Origin of the sequence: Longimicrobium sp. (assembly GCF_036388275.1) — a bacterium.
GTDB lineage: Bacteria > Gemmatimonadota > Gemmatimonadetes > Longimicrobiales > Longimicrobiaceae > Longimicrobium.
The window spans coordinates 125,767-141,889 of sequence record NZ_DASVSF010000107.1 but is presented as its reverse complement, the minus strand read 5'-3'; the positions used below and the strand labels follow the sequence as shown (position 1 = coordinate 141,889).

The 16,123-nt window shown below is 70.6% G+C and carries 14 protein-coding genes and 1 pseudogene; 9 read left to right on the top strand and 6 right to left on the bottom strand.

Going from position 1 to position 16,123, the window contains the following annotated elements; all coding sequences use genetic code 11:
• The 5 genes and pseudogenes from VF632_RS24065 to VF632_RS24045 form a co-directional block, all read left to right on the top strand.
• Positions 1-107: pseudogene (locus VF632_RS24065) on the top strand (IS5/IS1182 family transposase); the annotation flags it as partial.
• Positions 108-318: 211 nt separating this feature from the next.
• A complete protein-coding gene (locus VF632_RS24060; protein WP_331025486.1) occupies positions 319-549 on the top strand; it encodes a hypothetical protein in 231 nt (76 codons plus the stop codon).
• Positions 550-635: 86 nt separating this feature from the next.
• Entirely contained in the window at positions 636-1,112 is a 477-nt protein-coding gene (locus tag VF632_RS24055; protein WP_331025485.1) for a PEGA domain-containing protein, read from the top strand.
• Positions 1,113-1,235: 123 nt separating this feature from the next.
• A complete protein-coding gene (locus tag VF632_RS24050; RefSeq protein ID WP_331025484.1) occupies positions 1,236-1,847 on the top strand; it encodes a chemotaxis protein CheC in 612 nt (203 codons plus the stop codon).
• An 11-nt stretch (positions 1,848-1,858) separates the two neighbouring features.
• Complete coding sequence (locus VF632_RS24045) at positions 1,859-3,553, top strand: glycerol-3-phosphate dehydrogenase/oxidase (RefSeq protein WP_331025483.1); 1,695 nt, start codon at positions 1,859-1,861, stop codon at positions 3,551-3,553.
• Between the two features lie 401 nt (positions 3,554-3,954).
• Here VF632_RS24045 and VF632_RS24040 read toward each other — a convergent pair whose 3' ends face one another.
• Positions 3,955-4,281, bottom strand: a complete 327-nt coding sequence (locus VF632_RS24040; RefSeq protein ID WP_331025482.1) for a hypothetical protein — start codon at positions 4,279-4,281, stop codon at positions 3,955-3,957.
• Between VF632_RS24040 and VF632_RS24035 the strand changes: the two genes are divergently transcribed.
• The 4 genes from VF632_RS24035 to VF632_RS24020 all read left to right on the top strand — a co-directional run bounded on the left by VF632_RS24035 (position 4,280) and on the right by VF632_RS24020 (position 10,610).
• Positions 4,280-7,498, top strand: coding sequence for a SusC/RagA family TonB-linked outer membrane protein (locus VF632_RS24035; RefSeq protein ID WP_331025481.1), 3,219 nt, complete (start codon positions 4,280-4,282; stop codon positions 7,496-7,498). The genes VF632_RS24040 and VF632_RS24035 overlap by 2 nt on opposite strands.
• 16 nt (positions 7,499-7,514) lie before the next feature.
• Positions 7,515-9,017 (top strand): hypothetical protein, encoded by a 1,503-nt coding sequence (locus VF632_RS24030; protein WP_331025480.1) that lies wholly within the window; start codon positions 7,515-7,517, stop codon positions 9,015-9,017.
• A 197-nt stretch (positions 9,018-9,214) separates the two neighbouring features.
• Positions 9,215-9,970 (top strand): carboxypeptidase-like regulatory domain-containing protein, encoded by a 756-nt coding sequence (locus tag VF632_RS24025; protein WP_331025479.1) that lies wholly within the window; start codon positions 9,215-9,217, stop codon positions 9,968-9,970.
• 154 nt (positions 9,971-10,124) lie between these two features.
• Positions 10,125-10,610 carry a hypothetical protein gene (locus VF632_RS24020; RefSeq protein ID WP_331025478.1) on the top strand — a complete coding sequence of 162 codons (486 nt, stop codon included), beginning with the start codon at positions 10,125-10,127 and terminating at the stop codon, positions 10,608-10,610.
• Positions 10,611-10,698: 88 nt separating this feature from the next.
• Here VF632_RS24020 and VF632_RS24015 read toward each other — a convergent pair whose 3' ends face one another.
• Genes VF632_RS24015 through dnaG form a run of 5 tightly spaced genes read right to left on the bottom strand, consistent with a single transcriptional unit; the run spans position 10,699 to position 16,087 of the window.
• Complete coding sequence (locus tag VF632_RS24015) at positions 10,699-10,896, bottom strand: hypothetical protein (RefSeq protein ID WP_331025477.1); 198 nt, start codon at positions 10,894-10,896, stop codon at positions 10,699-10,701.
• Positions 10,893-12,662 carry a DUF2339 domain-containing protein gene (locus tag VF632_RS24010; protein ID WP_331025476.1) on the bottom strand — a complete coding sequence of 590 codons (1,770 nt, stop codon included), beginning with the start codon at positions 12,660-12,662 and terminating at the stop codon, positions 10,893-10,895. Before VF632_RS24010 ends, VF632_RS24015 begins: the two co-directional genes overlap by 4 nt.
• A 52-nt stretch (positions 12,663-12,714) precedes the next feature.
• The gene (locus tag VF632_RS24005; protein ID WP_331025475.1) at positions 12,715-12,951 is read right to left on the bottom strand and encodes a hypothetical protein; all 237 of its coding nucleotides are present in this window, start codon (positions 12,949-12,951) and stop codon (positions 12,715-12,717) included.
• A 24-nt stretch (positions 12,952-12,975) separates the two neighbouring features.
• The gene (locus tag VF632_RS24000) at positions 12,976-14,070 is read right to left on the bottom strand and encodes a D-TA family PLP-dependent enzyme (protein ID WP_331025474.1); all 1,095 of its coding nucleotides are present in this window, start codon (positions 14,068-14,070) and stop codon (positions 12,976-12,978) included.
• A gap of 28 nt (positions 14,071-14,098) precedes the next feature.
• On the bottom strand, positions 14,099-16,087 hold the full coding sequence (gene dnaG / locus VF632_RS23995; RefSeq protein ID WP_331025473.1) for a DNA primase: 1,989 nt from the start codon (positions 16,085-16,087) through the stop codon (positions 14,099-14,101).
• Positions 16,088-16,123 lie beyond the last annotated feature (36 nt).

Below are 16,123 nucleotides of genomic sequence, written 5' to 3'. Positions count from 1 at the left end.
GCTGCCGCCGTTTGAGCAAGGACTACGAGGGCCTGCCGGAGAGTAGCGAAGCATGGATCCATCTTGCGATGTCGGGTCTCATGCTCCGTCGGCTTCGGCCAAGTTGACATTTCTCAACACCCTCTGAGGCCCAGGCGCACCGCACTCGCCCGCATACGGTACCTCGCGGGCCGAAGGATCCAGCCGCGGATACGTACGAGCCGGGGCGCGGCAGCGGTCACGGAGGCAGAGGCCGCAGCGGGGACGGATGCAGTGGGCACGGATGGAGAGGGCGCGGCGGCGGGTACGGATGCAGAGGTCCCGGCCTCCCTCCGGCGGTTGAAACCGCGCCTGGAACGTCACGAAGTCCGCCTTCGCGGACTGCACGCCAAGCCCGGTGCGTCGGGCGACGAAAGCGCGACCCGCTGTCCTGATTTCCGCCGGGCGCTCGTTGAGCACCCCATCGTCCGTCGCCGACCGGACGGCAAACGCCTGTTCTTCACCGTGGAAGCCGCGGGCGCCCAGCTGGCCCTGCCCACCCTGCGCTTTTCCGTCGGCTACGCATTCTGACGGCGGCTCGCTCCGCCGCCTGGGCCCGTGGTGCCCCACCCTTCCGCCGGTTCGGCGGATCTACCCCTTCTCTACCTGGAGGACCCTTGTTCAACCGCTTCGCCCTTCGCACCGCCGCCGGGATCACCCTTCTGGCCTCCGCTGCCTGCGGCACCATCATCAACGGCAGCAAGCAGAACGTCTCGTTCTCCAGCACCCCCAGCGGTGCGACGGTGTTCGTCGACAACCAGCAGATGGGCGTCACGCCGGTTTCGCTGAGCCTTTCGCGCAAGGACCACCACGACGTCCGGCTGACCCTGCCCGGGTACCAGCCATACGAGATGAAGCTGACCCGCGGGATCAGCGGGTGGGTGTTCGGCAACATCCTCTTCGGAGGCATTCCGGGGCTGGCCATCGACGCCATCACCGGCGGGCTGTACAAGCTGAGCCCCGACGACGTGCAGGCTACGCTGGTGTCGGGCACGGCCATGCGCACGGGCGACGGCCTGGTGGTGCTCGTGGTGCTTTCCGCCGACCCGAGCTGGGAAAAGATCGGACAGCTGGAGCCCGTCGCCGGGTTCTGACCGAAGGGTGGCACCCCCGCTCGCGCGGGGGTGCCCGCCCGCGCGGCGGCGCGGCCCGGAAATCGCCCGGGGCAGCCGAACGCATTCTCGTCGCCCATTCGTTCAACGCATCACCACGACCCGATGAACCAGACCCCCGTCACCCCCAAGCAGATGGACGCCATCCGCGAGGTGGTGAACATCGGCGCCGGCCACGCGGCCACCAACCTGTCAGCCCTCACCGGCCTGACCGTGATGATCTCCGTCCCGCGCATCCAGTGGGCCGGCGTGGGCGCCGCCCTTCCCGGCGACGGCGACCTGGTGGTGATCACCGTGCCCATCACCGGTGTCAGCGAGGCCGGCGGCGAGCGCGCCTCCCTGGTGCTGGCGACGGAGACGGCCCTGCGCATGGTGGCGCTGATGCTGCGCCGCGACCCGTCCATGCACCAGGAGGTGGGCGCGTTCGAAAAGTCGGCGCTCATGGAGATGGGCAACATCGTCTGCGCGGCCTACGTGGGGGTGCTGGGCACCTTCCTGGGCAAGGGGATCATGATCGGCACGCCCGAGATGAAGGTGGGGCCGCGGAGCGAGCTGGCCCCCCAGGCCGCGCACGGGCTGGTGATCGAAACCGACTTCACCTTCCTGGCCACCACCTTCGAGGGCATCTTCGTCCTCAGCCACAGCGAGGTGTCGTTCACCTCGCTGCTGCGGGCGCTCGGCTTTCCCGACGCCGGCCGTCCCGCCGCGTCCCCCTGACGATCTCCGCCATGCCGGACGAGGGGTTCGCCCCGTTCTCGGCCGCCGCGCGCCACGAGCACCTGCGGTCGCTGCCGGGCGAAACCTGGGACCTGCTGGTGATCGGCGCCGGCATCACCGGCGCGGCGGCGGCGCGCGACGCGGCGGGGCGCGGGCTGCGGGTAGCCCTCGTGGACGCCGGCGACGTGGGCCGCGGCACCAGCAGCGCCTCGTCGCGGCTGATCCACGGCGGCATCCGCTACCTGGAAACCTTCGAGTTCCGCCTGGTCTTCGAGGCCAGCGCCGAGCGGCGCCGCCTGCTGGGGCTGGCTTCGCACCTGGTGCACCCCCTGCCCTTCCTCTTTCCCGTCTACCGCGGCGGGCCCGTGGGCTACCGCAAGCTGCAGGCGGGGATGTGGCTGTACGACGGCCTTTCCCTGTTCCGCAACATCGCGCGCCACACGATGCTTCCGCGCGCGCGCCTGCGCGAGGAAGAGCCGGGGCTGCGCACGGACGGGCTGGTGGGCGCGGCGCGGTACTTCGACGCGTCGGTGGACGACGCCCGGCTGACGCTGGCCAACGCCCGGGGCGCGCACGAGGCGGGGGCGGCCGTGGTTCCGCACGCGGCGGTCGTCGGCTTTCTGCGCGAGGGCGGCTCCGTGGTGGGGGCGCGCGTGCGCGACTGCCTGCGCCCCGGCGCGGAGCCGATGGAGGTACGCGCGCGGGTGGTGATCAACGCCACCGGGCCGTGGTGCGACTCCGTGCGCAAGCTGGCGGATCCCGGCGCCGCGCCGCGGCTGCGGCCCACCAAGGGCGTGCACGTCGTGGTCCCCCGCGAACGCATCGGCAACCGCAACGCCGTCACCTTCCGCTCGCCCGTGGACGGCCGCGTGATGTTCGTGCTTCCCTGGGGCGAGTTCAGCTACGTGGGCACCACCGACACCGACTTCACCGGCTCGCCCGCCGAGGTGCGGGCGGACGCGGAAGACGTGAAGTACCTGCTGGACTCGGCCAACGGCATCTTCCCCGGCGCGAAGCTCACCGAGTCCGACGTCGTCAGCACGTGGGCGGGGGTGCGTCCCCTCCTCGCCCCGCACAGGGGCGCGGGCGACGGGCTGACGGCCAGCGCCACCTCGCGCGAGCACGAGATCTGGCGCGACCCCGGCGGGCTGCTGAACATCGGCGGGGGGAAGCTGACCACGTATCGCGTGATGGCCCGCCAGCTGGTGGACCGGGCCGTGCGCGAACTGAAGCCCCAGGGAGTGCAGGCGGGGATGTCGCCTACGGCGCACCTTCCCCTCCCCGGCGACCCGCGCGAGCCGTGGGAGGCCTTCCGCGAGCGCCTGGTCGGCGAGGCGGTGGCGGCCGGGCTGGGCGCGGACACCGGCGAGCACCTGGCGCGCGCCTACGGCGAGGACGCCGACGCCATCCTCGGGGCCGCCCGCGGCGACGCGTCGCTTTCCGCGCGGCTCATGGAGGGACACCCCTACATCTGGGCCGAGGTGGTGCACGCCGTGCGCGCCGAGATGGCGATGAGCGTCGACGACGTCCTCGTCCGCCGCCTTCACCTGTTCTACGAGGCGATGGACGGCGGGCTCGCGGTGGCGGAACGGGTGGCGCGGCTGATGGCGGCGCAGGAAGGCATCGGCTGGTCCGCGGCGCAGACCGCGGCGCAGGTGGATGCGTATCGAAAGTCGGTCGAGGCGACGCGCGGGTTCGGCGGCTGAACCGTGCTGCTGGCCAAGCCCGCCGCGGGGCCGCCTGGCAAACGCTGAGCATCGTCCGCAACCGGTCCGCCAATGCAATGCGCGCATGCTGGATGGGCGATCGCGCACCCGGAACAGGGGCGCGTGCAACGGTCCGGGGAAGCAGTGGTGGCCCGAAACTCGCAGTCATTGGCATGGGTGGTGCCGGGTTCGTTCAACGTTGTGAACGACGTTGCGAAACCCTCCCGCCACGCCGCGCCGGGCGCTCGTTCCCACCCCCGCGCGACACGACCAGACGGCTGGCGGACCGGGGCGGCGAAGGTGTAGTATACCGATGGTGGGCGAGCGGAGCCGCGAACAAACGGCGGCCCGGGCGTTGACACAGGCCTTCCGGTGCCCTATCCTCTATACACTCCATGCAGTTACATCTTACCGGGCACGCGGTTGCCACGCCTGAGCCCCGGATATAAACGGATCTGTGACGCGGCGGCCACGGCGGCCGTCACCTGGCGGTGCTCGGCCCGGGTGTCCGGGTTCTCTTCAAGTGGTGCGGCGGTATCCCCGCCGCGAATCTCGGAACGCGGCCATGAACGAGACGAACGTCCGTTCATGCGCGTACCGGGATGCGTTTCCGCCCTCACGAGCCTCCCGACCGTCGGCGCAGGCTCGTGTAGTGCGGGGTGATGGGCGGTGTCGCGGGCACCTCTGCTCGTGACATCAAATCGGGAAACCATCAGGAGGATCAGCATGTCGAAGCTTCGTGCGCTCGGTGCGTCGTTGCTGCTCGCCCTGGCTGCCCTCCCCTCCTCTGCGCATGCGCAGGGTCGGGGCGAGGTAGCGGGGCAGGTGACGGCGTCCGAAACCGGAGAGCCGCTCAGCGGCGTCCAGGTTCGGGTTCAAGGAACGACTCAGCAGGTAGTGACCGACGCGGGAGGCCGCTATCGGATGGGCCAGCTGTCGGCGGGCTCGCACACCCTGGCGGTGAGCCTGGTGGGCCGCAGCGCCTCCTCGCGGTCGATCACGATCGTCGCCGGGCAGACCACCACCGCCAACTTCCAGCTGTCGCCGTCGGCGGTTCTGCTGGAAGGCGTCGTGGTAAACGCCGTCACGGGCCAGCAGGAGCGCCGCCGTGAGGCGGGAACCAACACGTCGAACATCAACGTGGGCGACCTGAACATGGGTCCCATCACGAAGGTGGCCGACGTGCTCACCGGCCGCACCACGGGCGTGACGCTGCAGGGAGCGGCCGGCACCACCGGCACCTCGCAGCGCATCCGCATCCGCGGCGCCAACTCGCTGTCGCTGAGCAACGAGCCGCTGGTGTACATCGACGGGGTGCTCGCCAACACCGCCCCTCCGCCAGGAGCGGCATTCACGGCCGGCATCGCGGTCGGCGGCCAGCAGCCCACGCGCCTGAACGACCTGAACCCCGACGACATCGAGAACATCGAGGTCCTGAAGGGCCCCGCCGCCTCGGCGCTGTACGGCACCGCGGCGGCCAACGGCGTGCTGCTGATCACCACCCGCCGCGGCCGCGCCGGCCAGACGGTGTGGCGCGGGTACGTGGAATCGGGATCGATCGAGGACGTGAACGAGTATCCCCTGAACTACGCCACGGTGCAGGGCACGACCGACCCGAACGCCACCATCTACAACCCCTCCACGGGTACGTTCGCCACCGGGATCACCCTTTGCTCCAACGAGGCCTCCACCCGCGCGGTGGGAGCGGCCGGCAAGTGCACGCAGGGGGCCACGTTCAGCTTCGACCAGTTCCGTGACCGCCGCACCACGCCGTTCTCCACGGGCCTGCGCCGCAAGGCCGGCCTGAACGTTTCCGGCGGCACGGCGAACCTCACGTACTACCTGTCGGGCGACCGCGAGGGCGAGCGCGGGGTGATCGACTACAACACCCTCAGCCGCACCAATCTTCGCGCCAACCTCAACGCGCAGCTGCGGGGCAACCTGACCGCCCAGGTCAACGCGGGCTACATCCGCACCGACCTTCAGTCGCCCTCGGGAGACAACAACGTCTTCAGCCCCCTGATCAACGGCCTGACCGGGCCGGGGCAGTACATCCCGGGGATGGAGAGCCCCACGATCGGCCGCGCGTTCGCCTCCGGCGCCACGCAGTGCACGACGCCCACGTGCGGCGGCAAGCGGCTGGGCGCGCAGTTCAACTACAACAACGCCGACATGCGCTACGTGTTGGCGAACCAGTCGGTGGACCGCTTCCTCCTGGGCGCCAACACCAACTTCCGCCCGACGTCGTGGCTGGCGCTGAACGCCAATACGGGCCTCGACTTCTTCTCGCGGTTCGACCAGCAGACGATCGATCCGAACAACCTGCCGCTGGCCAACAGCTACATCATCGGGTACCGCGACGGGCGGCGGTCGAACAACTACCAGTACACCCTGAACGGAACCGCCGTCGGTACCTTCGAGGTGTCGAACGCGCTCACCACCACCACCACGGCCGGCCTCAGCTACCAGCAGCAGCGTTTCGGCGAAGTGACCTGCTACGGTGAAGGCATCCTGGTGGGTACCGATTCGTGCGGAAGCAGCACGGCGCAGTTCGCGGTGAACGAGAACGATTACGACAACAAGATCTTCGGCATCTTCGGCCGGCAGGAGCTTGCGCTGAACGACCGCCTGTTCGTGGCCGCCAGCCTTCGCGGCGACCGCAACTCGGGGCTGGTGGAGGACTTCGTGATCTACCCCTCGGCCAGCGCGTCGTGGGTGATCAGCGAGGAGCCCTTCTTCCCGCAGACCACGTTCCTGAGCAACCTGCGCCTGCGCACCGCCGTCGGCCGCAGCGGCCTTCGCCCGTCGTTCGGCGACGCCGAGAGCTTTTCGCGCGCGGTGCCGGTGGAGCTTGCGGCCACCACGCAGATCGCGGCGGTGCCGTTCTCCACGGGCAACCCGACCCTGAAGCCGGAAATCACGACGGAGTACGAGGCCGGCGTTGACGTGGGCCTGTTCAACGACCGTCTGGCCGCCGACTTCACCGCCTACACCAAGCGCTCGCAGGACGCGCTGGTGCAGCGGCCCCTTGCCCCGTCGCAGGGCCTCGCGGGCGGCCAGGTGTTCCAGAACCTGGGCAGCATCCGCAACTCGGGAACCGAGCTGGGAATCAACGCGCTGCTCCTGGACCGCACGAACACCCGGCTGAACGTGCGCCTGGCGCTCACCACGCTGCATAACGAAATCGAGGAGCTGGGCGCGGGCATCGCTCCCATCGTCTTTGGGCGCGGCCCGCAGAACCACCGCGAAGGGTTCCCCACGGGTGCCTTCTTCGCGACGCCCTACACCTTCGCCGACGCGAACAACGACGGCCTGATCAGCCGCGGCGAGGTGAAGGTCGATTCGTCGCGCTTCCTGGTGGTGCCCACGCAGAACGCCCTCCGCAAGGCGCAGGGCCTGACCAGCGACACGCTCAACTTCACGTACGCGGGGCCGTCGCTCCCCACCAACACCCAGTCGTTCTCGGCCGACCTCACGCTGTTCGGCACCGTGTCCATCACCACGCTCTTCGAGCGCCGGGCCGGGCACAAGCAGCTGAACTTCACGGAGTACTTCCGCTGCCGCAGCCAGACGCAGTCGCAGTGCAACGCCACCGGCAACCCGAAGGCGGACCTCGCGGACCAGGCGCGCTACGTGGCGAGCACGGCCCCGGCGGCCCAGGGCCTGGGCGCCACGGCGTTCGGCTACATCGAGGACGGCGAATTCATCAAGTGGCGCGAGCTTTCGCTGCGCGTGGGCGTGCCCGACCGCCTGGGCCAGAACCTGCCCGCGCTGCGCGGCGCCAGCGTGACGTTCTCGGGCCGCAACCTCAAGACGTGGACCGACTACACCGGGCTGGATCCGGAAATCAACGAGACGGGCGGCGGATCGAACTTCAACCAAGGTGAGTTCAATACGCAGCCGCCGGTCCGCTACTTCACGGTCCGCCTGGACCTCTCCTTCTGAGCGGTGAGCTGAACCAATGAAATCCACTGGAATTTTCGGGAAGGGGCTTCGGCCTCTTCCCAGGATCCTTGCCCTGGGCGCGCTTGCGCTCCCGCTGGGCGCCTGCGACCTGGACCGGCTCCTGGCGGTGCGCGACCCGAAGCAGGTGTCGCCGGAAGAGCTGGAGAACGCCGAGTCGGTGCCGGGGCTGTACGCCGGCGCGCTCCGCTCGTTCTTCGTCGCCTACAGCGGCGCGGCCGACGACGCCTACCTGACGGTATCGGGGGCGCTGTCTGACGAGCTGTACACCGCCGACACCTTCGTCACCCGGCAGGCGACGGACAAGCGCGACCAGCAGCCGCCAGCGCTGGGCAACACTTCCGACGTTGCGTACGCACGCCTGCAGCTTGCCCGCGTGAACGCACGGCGCGCCGCGGCGGCAGCGGAATTTTTCAACGTGGGCGCCGTCGGTGGTGCGGCGACCCTTCCGGCCACGCTGGCCACGCTGCGCGCGATCGAGGGCTACACCTACGTGACGCTTGCCGAGGGCTTCTGCGGCAACATCCCGTTCTCGGTGATCCCGGACATGGGCCCCATCAATCCGGTCGACACCACGCAGTTCCGGCCCGGCATCAGCACGCTGGCGGCGTTCGACACCGCCATCGTGCGAATGACCTCCGCCCTGGCGGCGCAGTCCACGAGCAACCTGGCCAAGGTGGGGCTGGGCCGCGCCCAGCTGAACCGCGGCAACTACCAGGCGGCGGCGGCGGCGGTGGCGGGCGTGCCCACCACCTACGTGTTCCGCATCGAGCACTCGGCCAATTCGTTGGCGCAGACCAACCCCATCTGGAACCTGCAGTCCAACGGCCGCTACGGCGTCTCGAACGACGAGGGCGGCATCCAGCGCCCGGACCAGCTGGCGGCGAGCGCGACGCCGGCCGATACCGTCGGGTTCAGGACGGATGAGGGCGAGGGACTGGCGTTCCGCGCGTACATGGACCCGCGCGTGGCGTGGGCCGCGCAAGGGGGCGGGTTCGCGGGCGGCGTGAACCTGTTCGTCGACCGCCGGTACGTCGACCAGAACTCCGACGTGCCGCTTGCTTCGGGCGTCGAGGCGCGCCTGATCGAGGCCGAGGCGCAGCTGGCGGCGGGCGACGCGGCGTGGCTCACGACGCTGAACACGCTTCGGGCCTCGGCTTCCACGCTGATCCCGATCCTGTACCCGGCCATTCCGGATGCCATCAAGGTCACGTTCCCGCAGACGCTGGCTCCGCTGACCGATCCGGGCACGGCGGCCGAGCGCGTGGACCTGCTCTTCCGCGAGCGCGCGCTGTGGATGTACGTGACCGGCCACCGCCTGGGCGACATGCGCCGCCTGATCCGCCAGTACGGCCGTTCGGAGTCGTCGGTGTTCCCCACGGGCACCTACTTCTATGGCCCCGGCGGGGTGTTCGGCAACGACGTAGCGCTGCCGATCCCGTTCACCGAGATCAACAACACGCAGTTCGACCCGTCCAAGTGCAACGTGGACCAGGCCTGATCCAGGCCTGACCCCGCGGTACTGCGGCAGGACCGATTGCCGGAAGGGGGTGCCGAAATGTTTCGGCACCCCCTTCCACAAGGCTGGACAAACGCGCACGGCCCGCGTAGGCTACACAAGGGCATTCCCCGCGGCCACGTCCGGCACCCCGCCGGCGGTACGAAGCGAACGCTGCCTCCAACCCGGAGCGCACCCCCATGCTGCGTCACACCTTTCTCCACGCCACCCTCTGCCTTTTCGCCGCCGCCGCGCTGGACGGGCAGGCCGTCCGCGGCCGGATCGTGGACCGCGCGACCATGCAGCCCATCCCCACGACCGAGGTGACGGCCGTAACCGCCGGAGGCCGGCGCATCGGGCGGACAATGTCCGATTCCGCCGGCGGCTTTTCGCTCGATCTGCGGAACGCGGGCAGCTACCGGCTCGAGGCCCAGCGCATCGGCTACCGGCCCGTGACCAGCCCCGGCTTCGACGTGGGCGCGCGCGAGGCGCTCGAGGTGGACCTGCACATGACGGTGGAATCCATCAACCTGGACCCGCTGGTCATCCACAGCCGGACCGAGCCTCCGCACCTGGCCGACCTGGAGCGCGCGGGGTTCTATGGGCGCGAGCGGTCGGCGCCGGGGCTGTTCCTGAGGCGTGACGACATCGCTCGTACCCGCGGGGCGCGGATGTCGGACGTCCTGGGCACCATTCCCGGGGTGCGAAGGGCCACCATCCAGGGCCGCGCCGGCGTGTCGCTGGGGCGGTCCGGGGGGACGGGCCGGGCGTGCCCGCCCGCGGTGTTCCTGGATGGAATGCCGGTGGTGAGGGCCGAGGGCATCGACGACATCATCCACGTCGCCGCCATCGAGGCAATGGAGGTGTACCGCGGGCCCAGCCAGACACCGCCGCAATTCGCCGGGCCGGAGACGGGGTGCGGCGTGATCGTGATCTGGAGCCGGCGAAAGGCGTAAGTGAATTCGTGGCAGCGCTGGCGCGCCTGGCACTGCCTTCCATCCCTTTCCGGAGAGCCAAATGCTACGCACTATCTTTGCTTCCACGCTCGTTCTGGCCGTTGCGGGGTGCGCGACGGGCGCCCAACCCGCGACGACCCGGGGCCCCGAAAGGGTGACCCGCAAGACGACGGTGATCAGCACCGTCGACGCCGGGGGCGGCTCTAAGGTGACGTCCGTCACCACGAACAGCTACGCGGCGGCGACGGAGACGCAGATCGCCCGCGCACCCGACGCCGTGTTCGGCGTACTGGCGGGCGTGTACCAGGACCTGGGGATCACGATCGGCACCATCGACGCGCCGAACCGCACCACGGGCAACACCCAGGTCCGCGCCCGCGGGCGCCTGGGACGGGTACCGATCTCCACCTACCTGGACTGCGGGAACACGGGGCTGCAGGGCGCCGCGGCGAACTCCTTCCCGGTTCGCCTCTCGGTCCTTTCGTCCGTGACCCCCGAGGGTGAGGGAAGCCGCCTGCGTACGGTGGTGGGGGGTGTGTACACGAGCGCCGAGTCCAGCGGCGCCGTCACCTGCTCCAGCACGGGAGAGCTGGAAGGCGCCATCGCCCGGGCGGTGCAGGTACGCATCACCGGGAGTTGAGACCAGCGAGGCCGCGGGATCGGCCAGCGAAAGAGGGCCCGGCCAACGCCGGGCCCTCTTTCGTTCGTTCGTGGTTTTCCGCGCGACGTCAGGGGCCCTCCGGGGGCGTCGCGAGCGGCACGAAGCCGGCGCACCGCAGCACGGGAATGCGCGGGTATTTCGGAAAGCGCGGATCCGTTTCCGAGAGCTGGCACAGGTAGAACCGCGAGCCCTTGCGCGTTTCGACCATGCGGACGTTGGCGCACGAGCCGCACAGGCCGGCCGGCGGCTCGTGGGGCTGGGTCACGCGTCGCGCCCGGCGGGCCGTGCGCGCGCCTCGGCCGATGCGTCCCACCACCCCGAGAGGGAGTAGCTCAGCCACAGGAACACCGATCCGAAGCCCAGGAACAGCAGCACGCGGAAGAGCGCATCCAGCCGGGCCAGGTCTACCAGGAACAGCTTGGCGACGGCGGCGAGGAGCGTCAGGATGGCCAGCCGCTCCAGCACCCGCGAGCCCCGCCGCAGCGCGTAAACGAGGAGCCCCAGCCCGTACGCGCCCCAGGCGATGGTGGCGATCCCCTGCCCTCCCGGCAGGTGCGCCACCTCGCGCACCACCAGCGCCATGGCGCCCATCTGCGCGGCGATGCGGTACGCCATGGCTTCGGTGGGAACGCGGATCCACCCTGCCGCGGCGAAGGTCGCCCCGACCACCGCCGCGTCCGCCGCCAGCCGCCAGGGGCCCGTGGCGCCCGGGAAGGCGATGCGCCACGCCAGCCACGCGCCCGCCGCCAGCATCAGCTTGTGCGCCATCCACCGCACCGCCACCCCGGCCCCGCGGCGCGCCAGCACGTGAAGCCCCAGCCCCTGCAGCGCCAGCGCCAACAGCAGCGCCTCGCCATCGAGCGCGCCCAGGCACCCGGCGGGGAGAACCACGGCCGCGGAAAACAGCAGCACCTTCGCGATCCGCGCGTCCCGCCGCCGCAGCGCCCACGCGGCGAGCAGGTAGGCCGCGGCGAGGGAGATCGCCAGGGCGCCCCAGCGCTCGGCGCTCATTCTCCACGTGATGCCGCTGACCGCCAGGGCCATCACCGGTGGCACCAGGGCGACGCCGTACCAGTGGAGCACGTCCCTGCCCGACCAGCGGCCGTGTCCCCCGTGCTGGGCCGCGCGCCAGTCCGCCACCCGGCGTGCGACGGGGAGCACGCCCAGCACGATCCAGGCGAACGCCACGGCCGCCTGGATCCATCCCCGCCCCTCCGCTCCCGCGCGGAACGTCTCGGCGAGCAGGTTGGCGTACAGCGCCAGGAGCGTCCACGCCAGCGCCATCGAGGTCCACAGGCTGGAACGCCATCCCCGGCGCAGGTAGGGCACCACCGTCCACGCCAGGATGAACGAGGTGTACGCCGCCAGGCCGCGCGGGCTGGCGAGCGAAATTCCCAGCAGCAGCGGCACGCCCAGCCCGCCCCCCGCGCCCAGCACGGCCAGCGCCGGCTGCCCGCGCGAAAGGGCCAGCCCGAAGGCGGCGAGGGTGATGGCGACCATCGCCCCGAAGGCCCCGGTGTACGGCACCAGCGAATACAGGTAGTACGCCGCCCAGCCGGTGATGTAAAACGTCGCCGCGCCGCCGCCCAGGAGCACGGGCGCAAACCGCCGCCGCTGGTCGATGCGCAGCCCCAGCGTGGAGAGCACCGTTCCCACCGCCGCGCCAAAGCCCACGCGCACCTGCGGCGTGACCCACCCCTGGTCGATTGAGTAGCGGAAGAGCAGCCCCACGCCCAGCAGGAGCATCACGATGCCCAGGCGGTTGAGCCAGGTCTGCCCGTCCCACGGGAAGAGCGCCGACAGGCTCAGGTCCGACGAGGGGGGCCGCGGTGCCGTCCGCGGTCCGCGCGTGCCCCATCCGCCGAAGTCGTCCGGCGTGTGGGGGACCGGCCGCGCCTCGACGCGAAGCGGCGGACGCGACGATTCCACCGCCTCGTCGCGGAGGGGCGGAAGGCGGCGGTGCAGCTCCTCCACCATCCGTTCGAGGCGGGCCAGCCGCTGTTCGAGGGCGTCGTCCGGAAGCGTGCTCATGCGGTCGGTTGTGGTGGGTGGGTCCGCGGGGTCGATGGATCCCGGCGGCCGTCTACTTCCGCATGAACGCGGGATGGCGATCCGGATCGAAGCGCCACTTGCCGTCCTTGCCCATCATCCACGGGTTCGTCTCTTCGCGCAGGTGCGGAAGCACCTCGGGTTCCGGGTCGGTCCGGATGACCGTGCGCACCTTCCGCCGCAGCCTGCGGTTTCCCATTCGCTTGTCCTGCTTGTCGGTGTTTGCGGTCGTGATGCCGCAGACGGGGGTTTTGCGCCGGGACCGGCTCATCTGAGTTCTCCGGTCAAACGATCGTCAGCGGCCGCGCGCGGCCACGTCCCACGCGTCCACCACCTGCTCGCCGCGAACCCCGTAGACGCGCTCGTGCAGGTTCACCGACACGCACACGTGGTTGGGGACGATCCGGACGCGGTCGCCCACGCGCGGGCGCCAGTCGGTGCGCGACAGGTCCAGCAGGCCGTGCTCTTCGGAAACGGACTTCACCAGCACCTCGGGGCGGTCCAGCAGCGCGCCGAAGCCCACCGTCTCCGCGCGGATCTCCTCCTTGGCCAGCGCCTTGGAGCCGGCATCGACCACGGCCTGCCCGGGCACCGCAGTCGAGACGACGGTCGCCAGCACCGAGTACGCGCACTCGTCCCACCCGCAGGCGCCGATCTCCGAGGTCGTGCGGTCGTTGAAGATGTTGGTGCCCGGCCGCACCTCGGTGAGCCCGCGCACCTCGTGCGATCTCCAGAACGTGGGAGTCGATCCGCCGCTGACGACCTTCGGTGCCAGCCCCGCCGCGGACAAGGCGGCGACGAACGAAGATACGCGATCGGACAGTGCGCGGATGGCCTCGTCCTGCCCGCCGACATTGCCGCGGACGTGCCCGGGATAGAACATCACGCCGCGGTATTCGATCCCGGGCGAATCCGCCGCCGTCCGTGCCAGCGCGACGGCCTCGGCGGGGGTCTGCAGCCCCACGCGGCCCATCCCCGCATCCGCCTCCACCAGCACGCCGACCGTCCGTCCCGCCTCGTGTGCCGCGTCGGACAGGCCGCGAAGGGCCTCGGCCGAGTCCAGCCCCACGGTGAGGCGCACGCGCTCCGGCAGGGCTATCAGCCGCCGCAGCTTGGCCGCGCCGATGGGGGGATACGCGAGCAGGATGTCGTCCACCGCCTGCGCCATCACTTCCGCCTCGCGCGGCGTGGCGACGGTAACGCCCACCGCGCCGGCCTTTACTTGTGCGGCGGCGAGCGACGGGCTCTTGTGGGTCTTGGCGTGGGGACGCCACACCAGCCCGTGCGCACGGCAGTACTCCGCCGCCCGGCGCAGGTTGGCGTGCATCTGGTCCACGTCCACCAGGGGCGCGGGGGTGTCGATCTCGGTCAGGCTACGCGGATCGGGCATTCGGAACGGCCGGTGGATGATGGCGTGCTCAGCGGCGCTCGCGGTCGCGGCGCAGGATGGGGTCGTCGGGATCGAGGATCCCCGGGCGCACCTTCAGGTTGCGGTTCTCGCGCTTGAGAAGGAGCCTCTGCTGGAGCTCGGCCAGCATGTCGGGGTCCGCCTCGCCGCCGGACTGCGCGCGGTGCTTGATCTCGCGGGCTTCGCGCTCCAGCGGACGGGCGAGGATGCGGTCCATGTTTTCGGCGAAGAACACCGGCGCGCCGCTCCAGTCGTAGTGCTCGGCGTCGCCTCGCACCGTCTCCACGTCGCCCGCCAGCTCCTCGGGAAATTCCAGCAGCCAGCGCCCTTCGGGGTCGCGGCGGCCCTCGGTTTCGATGAGCACGCGAAAGAGGCGGCGGTAGTCGGGATCCTGGAAGTCGTCGGGGCCCACGAACTTGGCGCACTCTTCCACCCAGCGCTCGGAGTGGAACATCATCATCAGCAGGTTGCGCTCGGCGCCCATGCGCAACCGCAGCGCGGGGGTGGGCAGCGGGCGGTCGGCGTTCCACCGGCCTCCCTGCCGCTCCCCGCCGCGAGACGGTCCGTGCCATTGCTGCCGGTCGCGGCCGCCATCTCCCCGCCCGTCGCCTCGCCCGTCACGCCAGGCGTCCTCCCCGCGCTGCTGCTGCTGCTGCTCCTGGCGCTGCTGGCCGCGCATCTCGCGCCTCGTGGGCGCGTCCACCACCTCGGCCGCCTCGCGGGTCAGCGCGTCGACGGGGACGCCGGTGCGGTCGGAGATGCGCTTCAGGTACACGCCGCGCAGCACCTCGTCGCGCGTGGCGCGGACGGTTGGAAGGAGCAGGTCGATGGCCCGGCGCGTTCCCTTGATGCTGCCGAAGAAGTTCTTGCGGTCCAGCAGCAGGAGCTTGCGCTCCAGCACGTCCACCGCGTCGTCCAGGTAGCGGCGGAGCGCGTCGGCGCCCTGGGCGCGCACCAGCGAGTCGGGGTCTTCGCCCTCGGGAAGGGTGGCCACCAGCACCTCGATGCCGGCGCGCAGCAGCTGGTCGCCGTTGCGGAAGGTGGCCTTGAGCCCCGCCTTGTCGCTGTCGTACAGCAGGATGGCGCGCGGCGCGTACTGCTTGATCAGCGCCGCCTGCTCCTCGGTCATCGCCGTGCCCAGGGGCGCGACGGCGTGGGTAACGCCGTGCGCGGCCAGCGACACGTAGTCCATGTACCCTTCCACGACCAACGCCACCTCTTCCTTGCGAATGGAGCCGCGACTCCATCCCAGGCCGTAGAGCGTGCTGCCCTTGTGGTAGATCTCCGATTCGGGCGAGTTGAGGTACTTGGGGATGTGCGCCTCTACCTGCTGCAGCACGCGCCCGCCGAACCCCAGGACGCGGCCGCCCAAGTCCTCGATGGGAAAGATCACCCGGCCGCGGAAGGCGTCGTAGGGATCGCGCCCGGCCTTCTTGGGCTCCTTCAGCAGGCCGAGCGAGAGCAGGTCGGCGCCGTGGTACCCGGCTTTGCGCGCCGCCGTGCCCAGCGCGTCGAACGACTCGGGCGCCCACCCCAGCCCGAAGCGCTCGATGGTTTCGGGGGTGATGCCGCGCCGCTTCAGGTAGTCGCGCGCCTCGGCGCCGTCGGGCGAGGCGAGCTGGTCGCGGAACCACTTGGCCGCGAAGCCGTTGATTTCGTATAGTAGCCGGTTGGGGTCTTCGGCCTGGGCGCGGCGCTCCTCGCGCTCGTCCGGAATCTCCACCCCCACCCGTTCCGCCACCCAGCGGATGGACTCGGGATACGTCATCCCGAGGTGCTTCATGAGGAACGAGTAGACGGTGCCGCCCTCTCCGCAGGTGAAGCACTTGTAGAACCCCTTCGCCGGGTCCACGGAGAAGTTGGGTCCCTCGCCTCCGTGCAACGGGCACGGCCCGCGGTAGGTCTTCCCGGTGCGCCTGAGGCGCGTGTGCTCCGAGAGGATCTCCACGATGTCGGCCCGCTGCCGGATGTCTTCGACGAGGTGGTCGGGGATGGGCAAGGTTGAGGAGTGCGTGAGTGCGTGAGTGCGTGAGTG

Coding starts and splice junctions, on each gene's coding strand:
- VF632_RS24005 (WP_331025475.1), bottom strand. CDS start 12,951: ATGAGCCGGTCCCGGCGCAAAACCCCCGTCTGCGGCATCACGACCGCA.
- VF632_RS24025 (WP_331025479.1), top strand. CDS start 9,215: ATGCTGCGTCACACCTTTCTCCACGCCACCCTCTGCCTTTTCGCCGCC.
- VF632_RS24030 (WP_331025480.1), top strand. CDS start 7,515: ATGAAATCCACTGGAATTTTCGGGAAGGGGCTTCGGCCTCTTCCCAGG.
- VF632_RS24040 (WP_331025482.1), bottom strand. CDS start 4,281: ATGCTGATCCTCCTGATGGTTTCCCGATTTGATGTCACGAGCAGAGGT.
- VF632_RS24000 (WP_331025474.1), bottom strand. CDS start 14,070: ATGCCCGATCCGCGTAGCCTGACCGAGATCGACACCCCCGCGCCCCTG.
- VF632_RS24050 (WP_331025484.1), top strand. CDS start 1,236: ATGAACCAGACCCCCGTCACCCCCAAGCAGATGGACGCCATCCGCGAG.
- VF632_RS24010 (WP_331025476.1), bottom strand. CDS start 12,662: ATGAGCACGCTTCCGGACGACGCCCTCGAACAGCGGCTGGCCCGCCTC.
- VF632_RS24045 (WP_331025483.1), top strand. CDS start 1,859: ATGCCGGACGAGGGGTTCGCCCCGTTCTCGGCCGCCGCGCGCCACGAG.
- VF632_RS24035 (WP_331025481.1), top strand. CDS start 4,280: ATGTCGAAGCTTCGTGCGCTCGGTGCGTCGTTGCTGCTCGCCCTGGCT.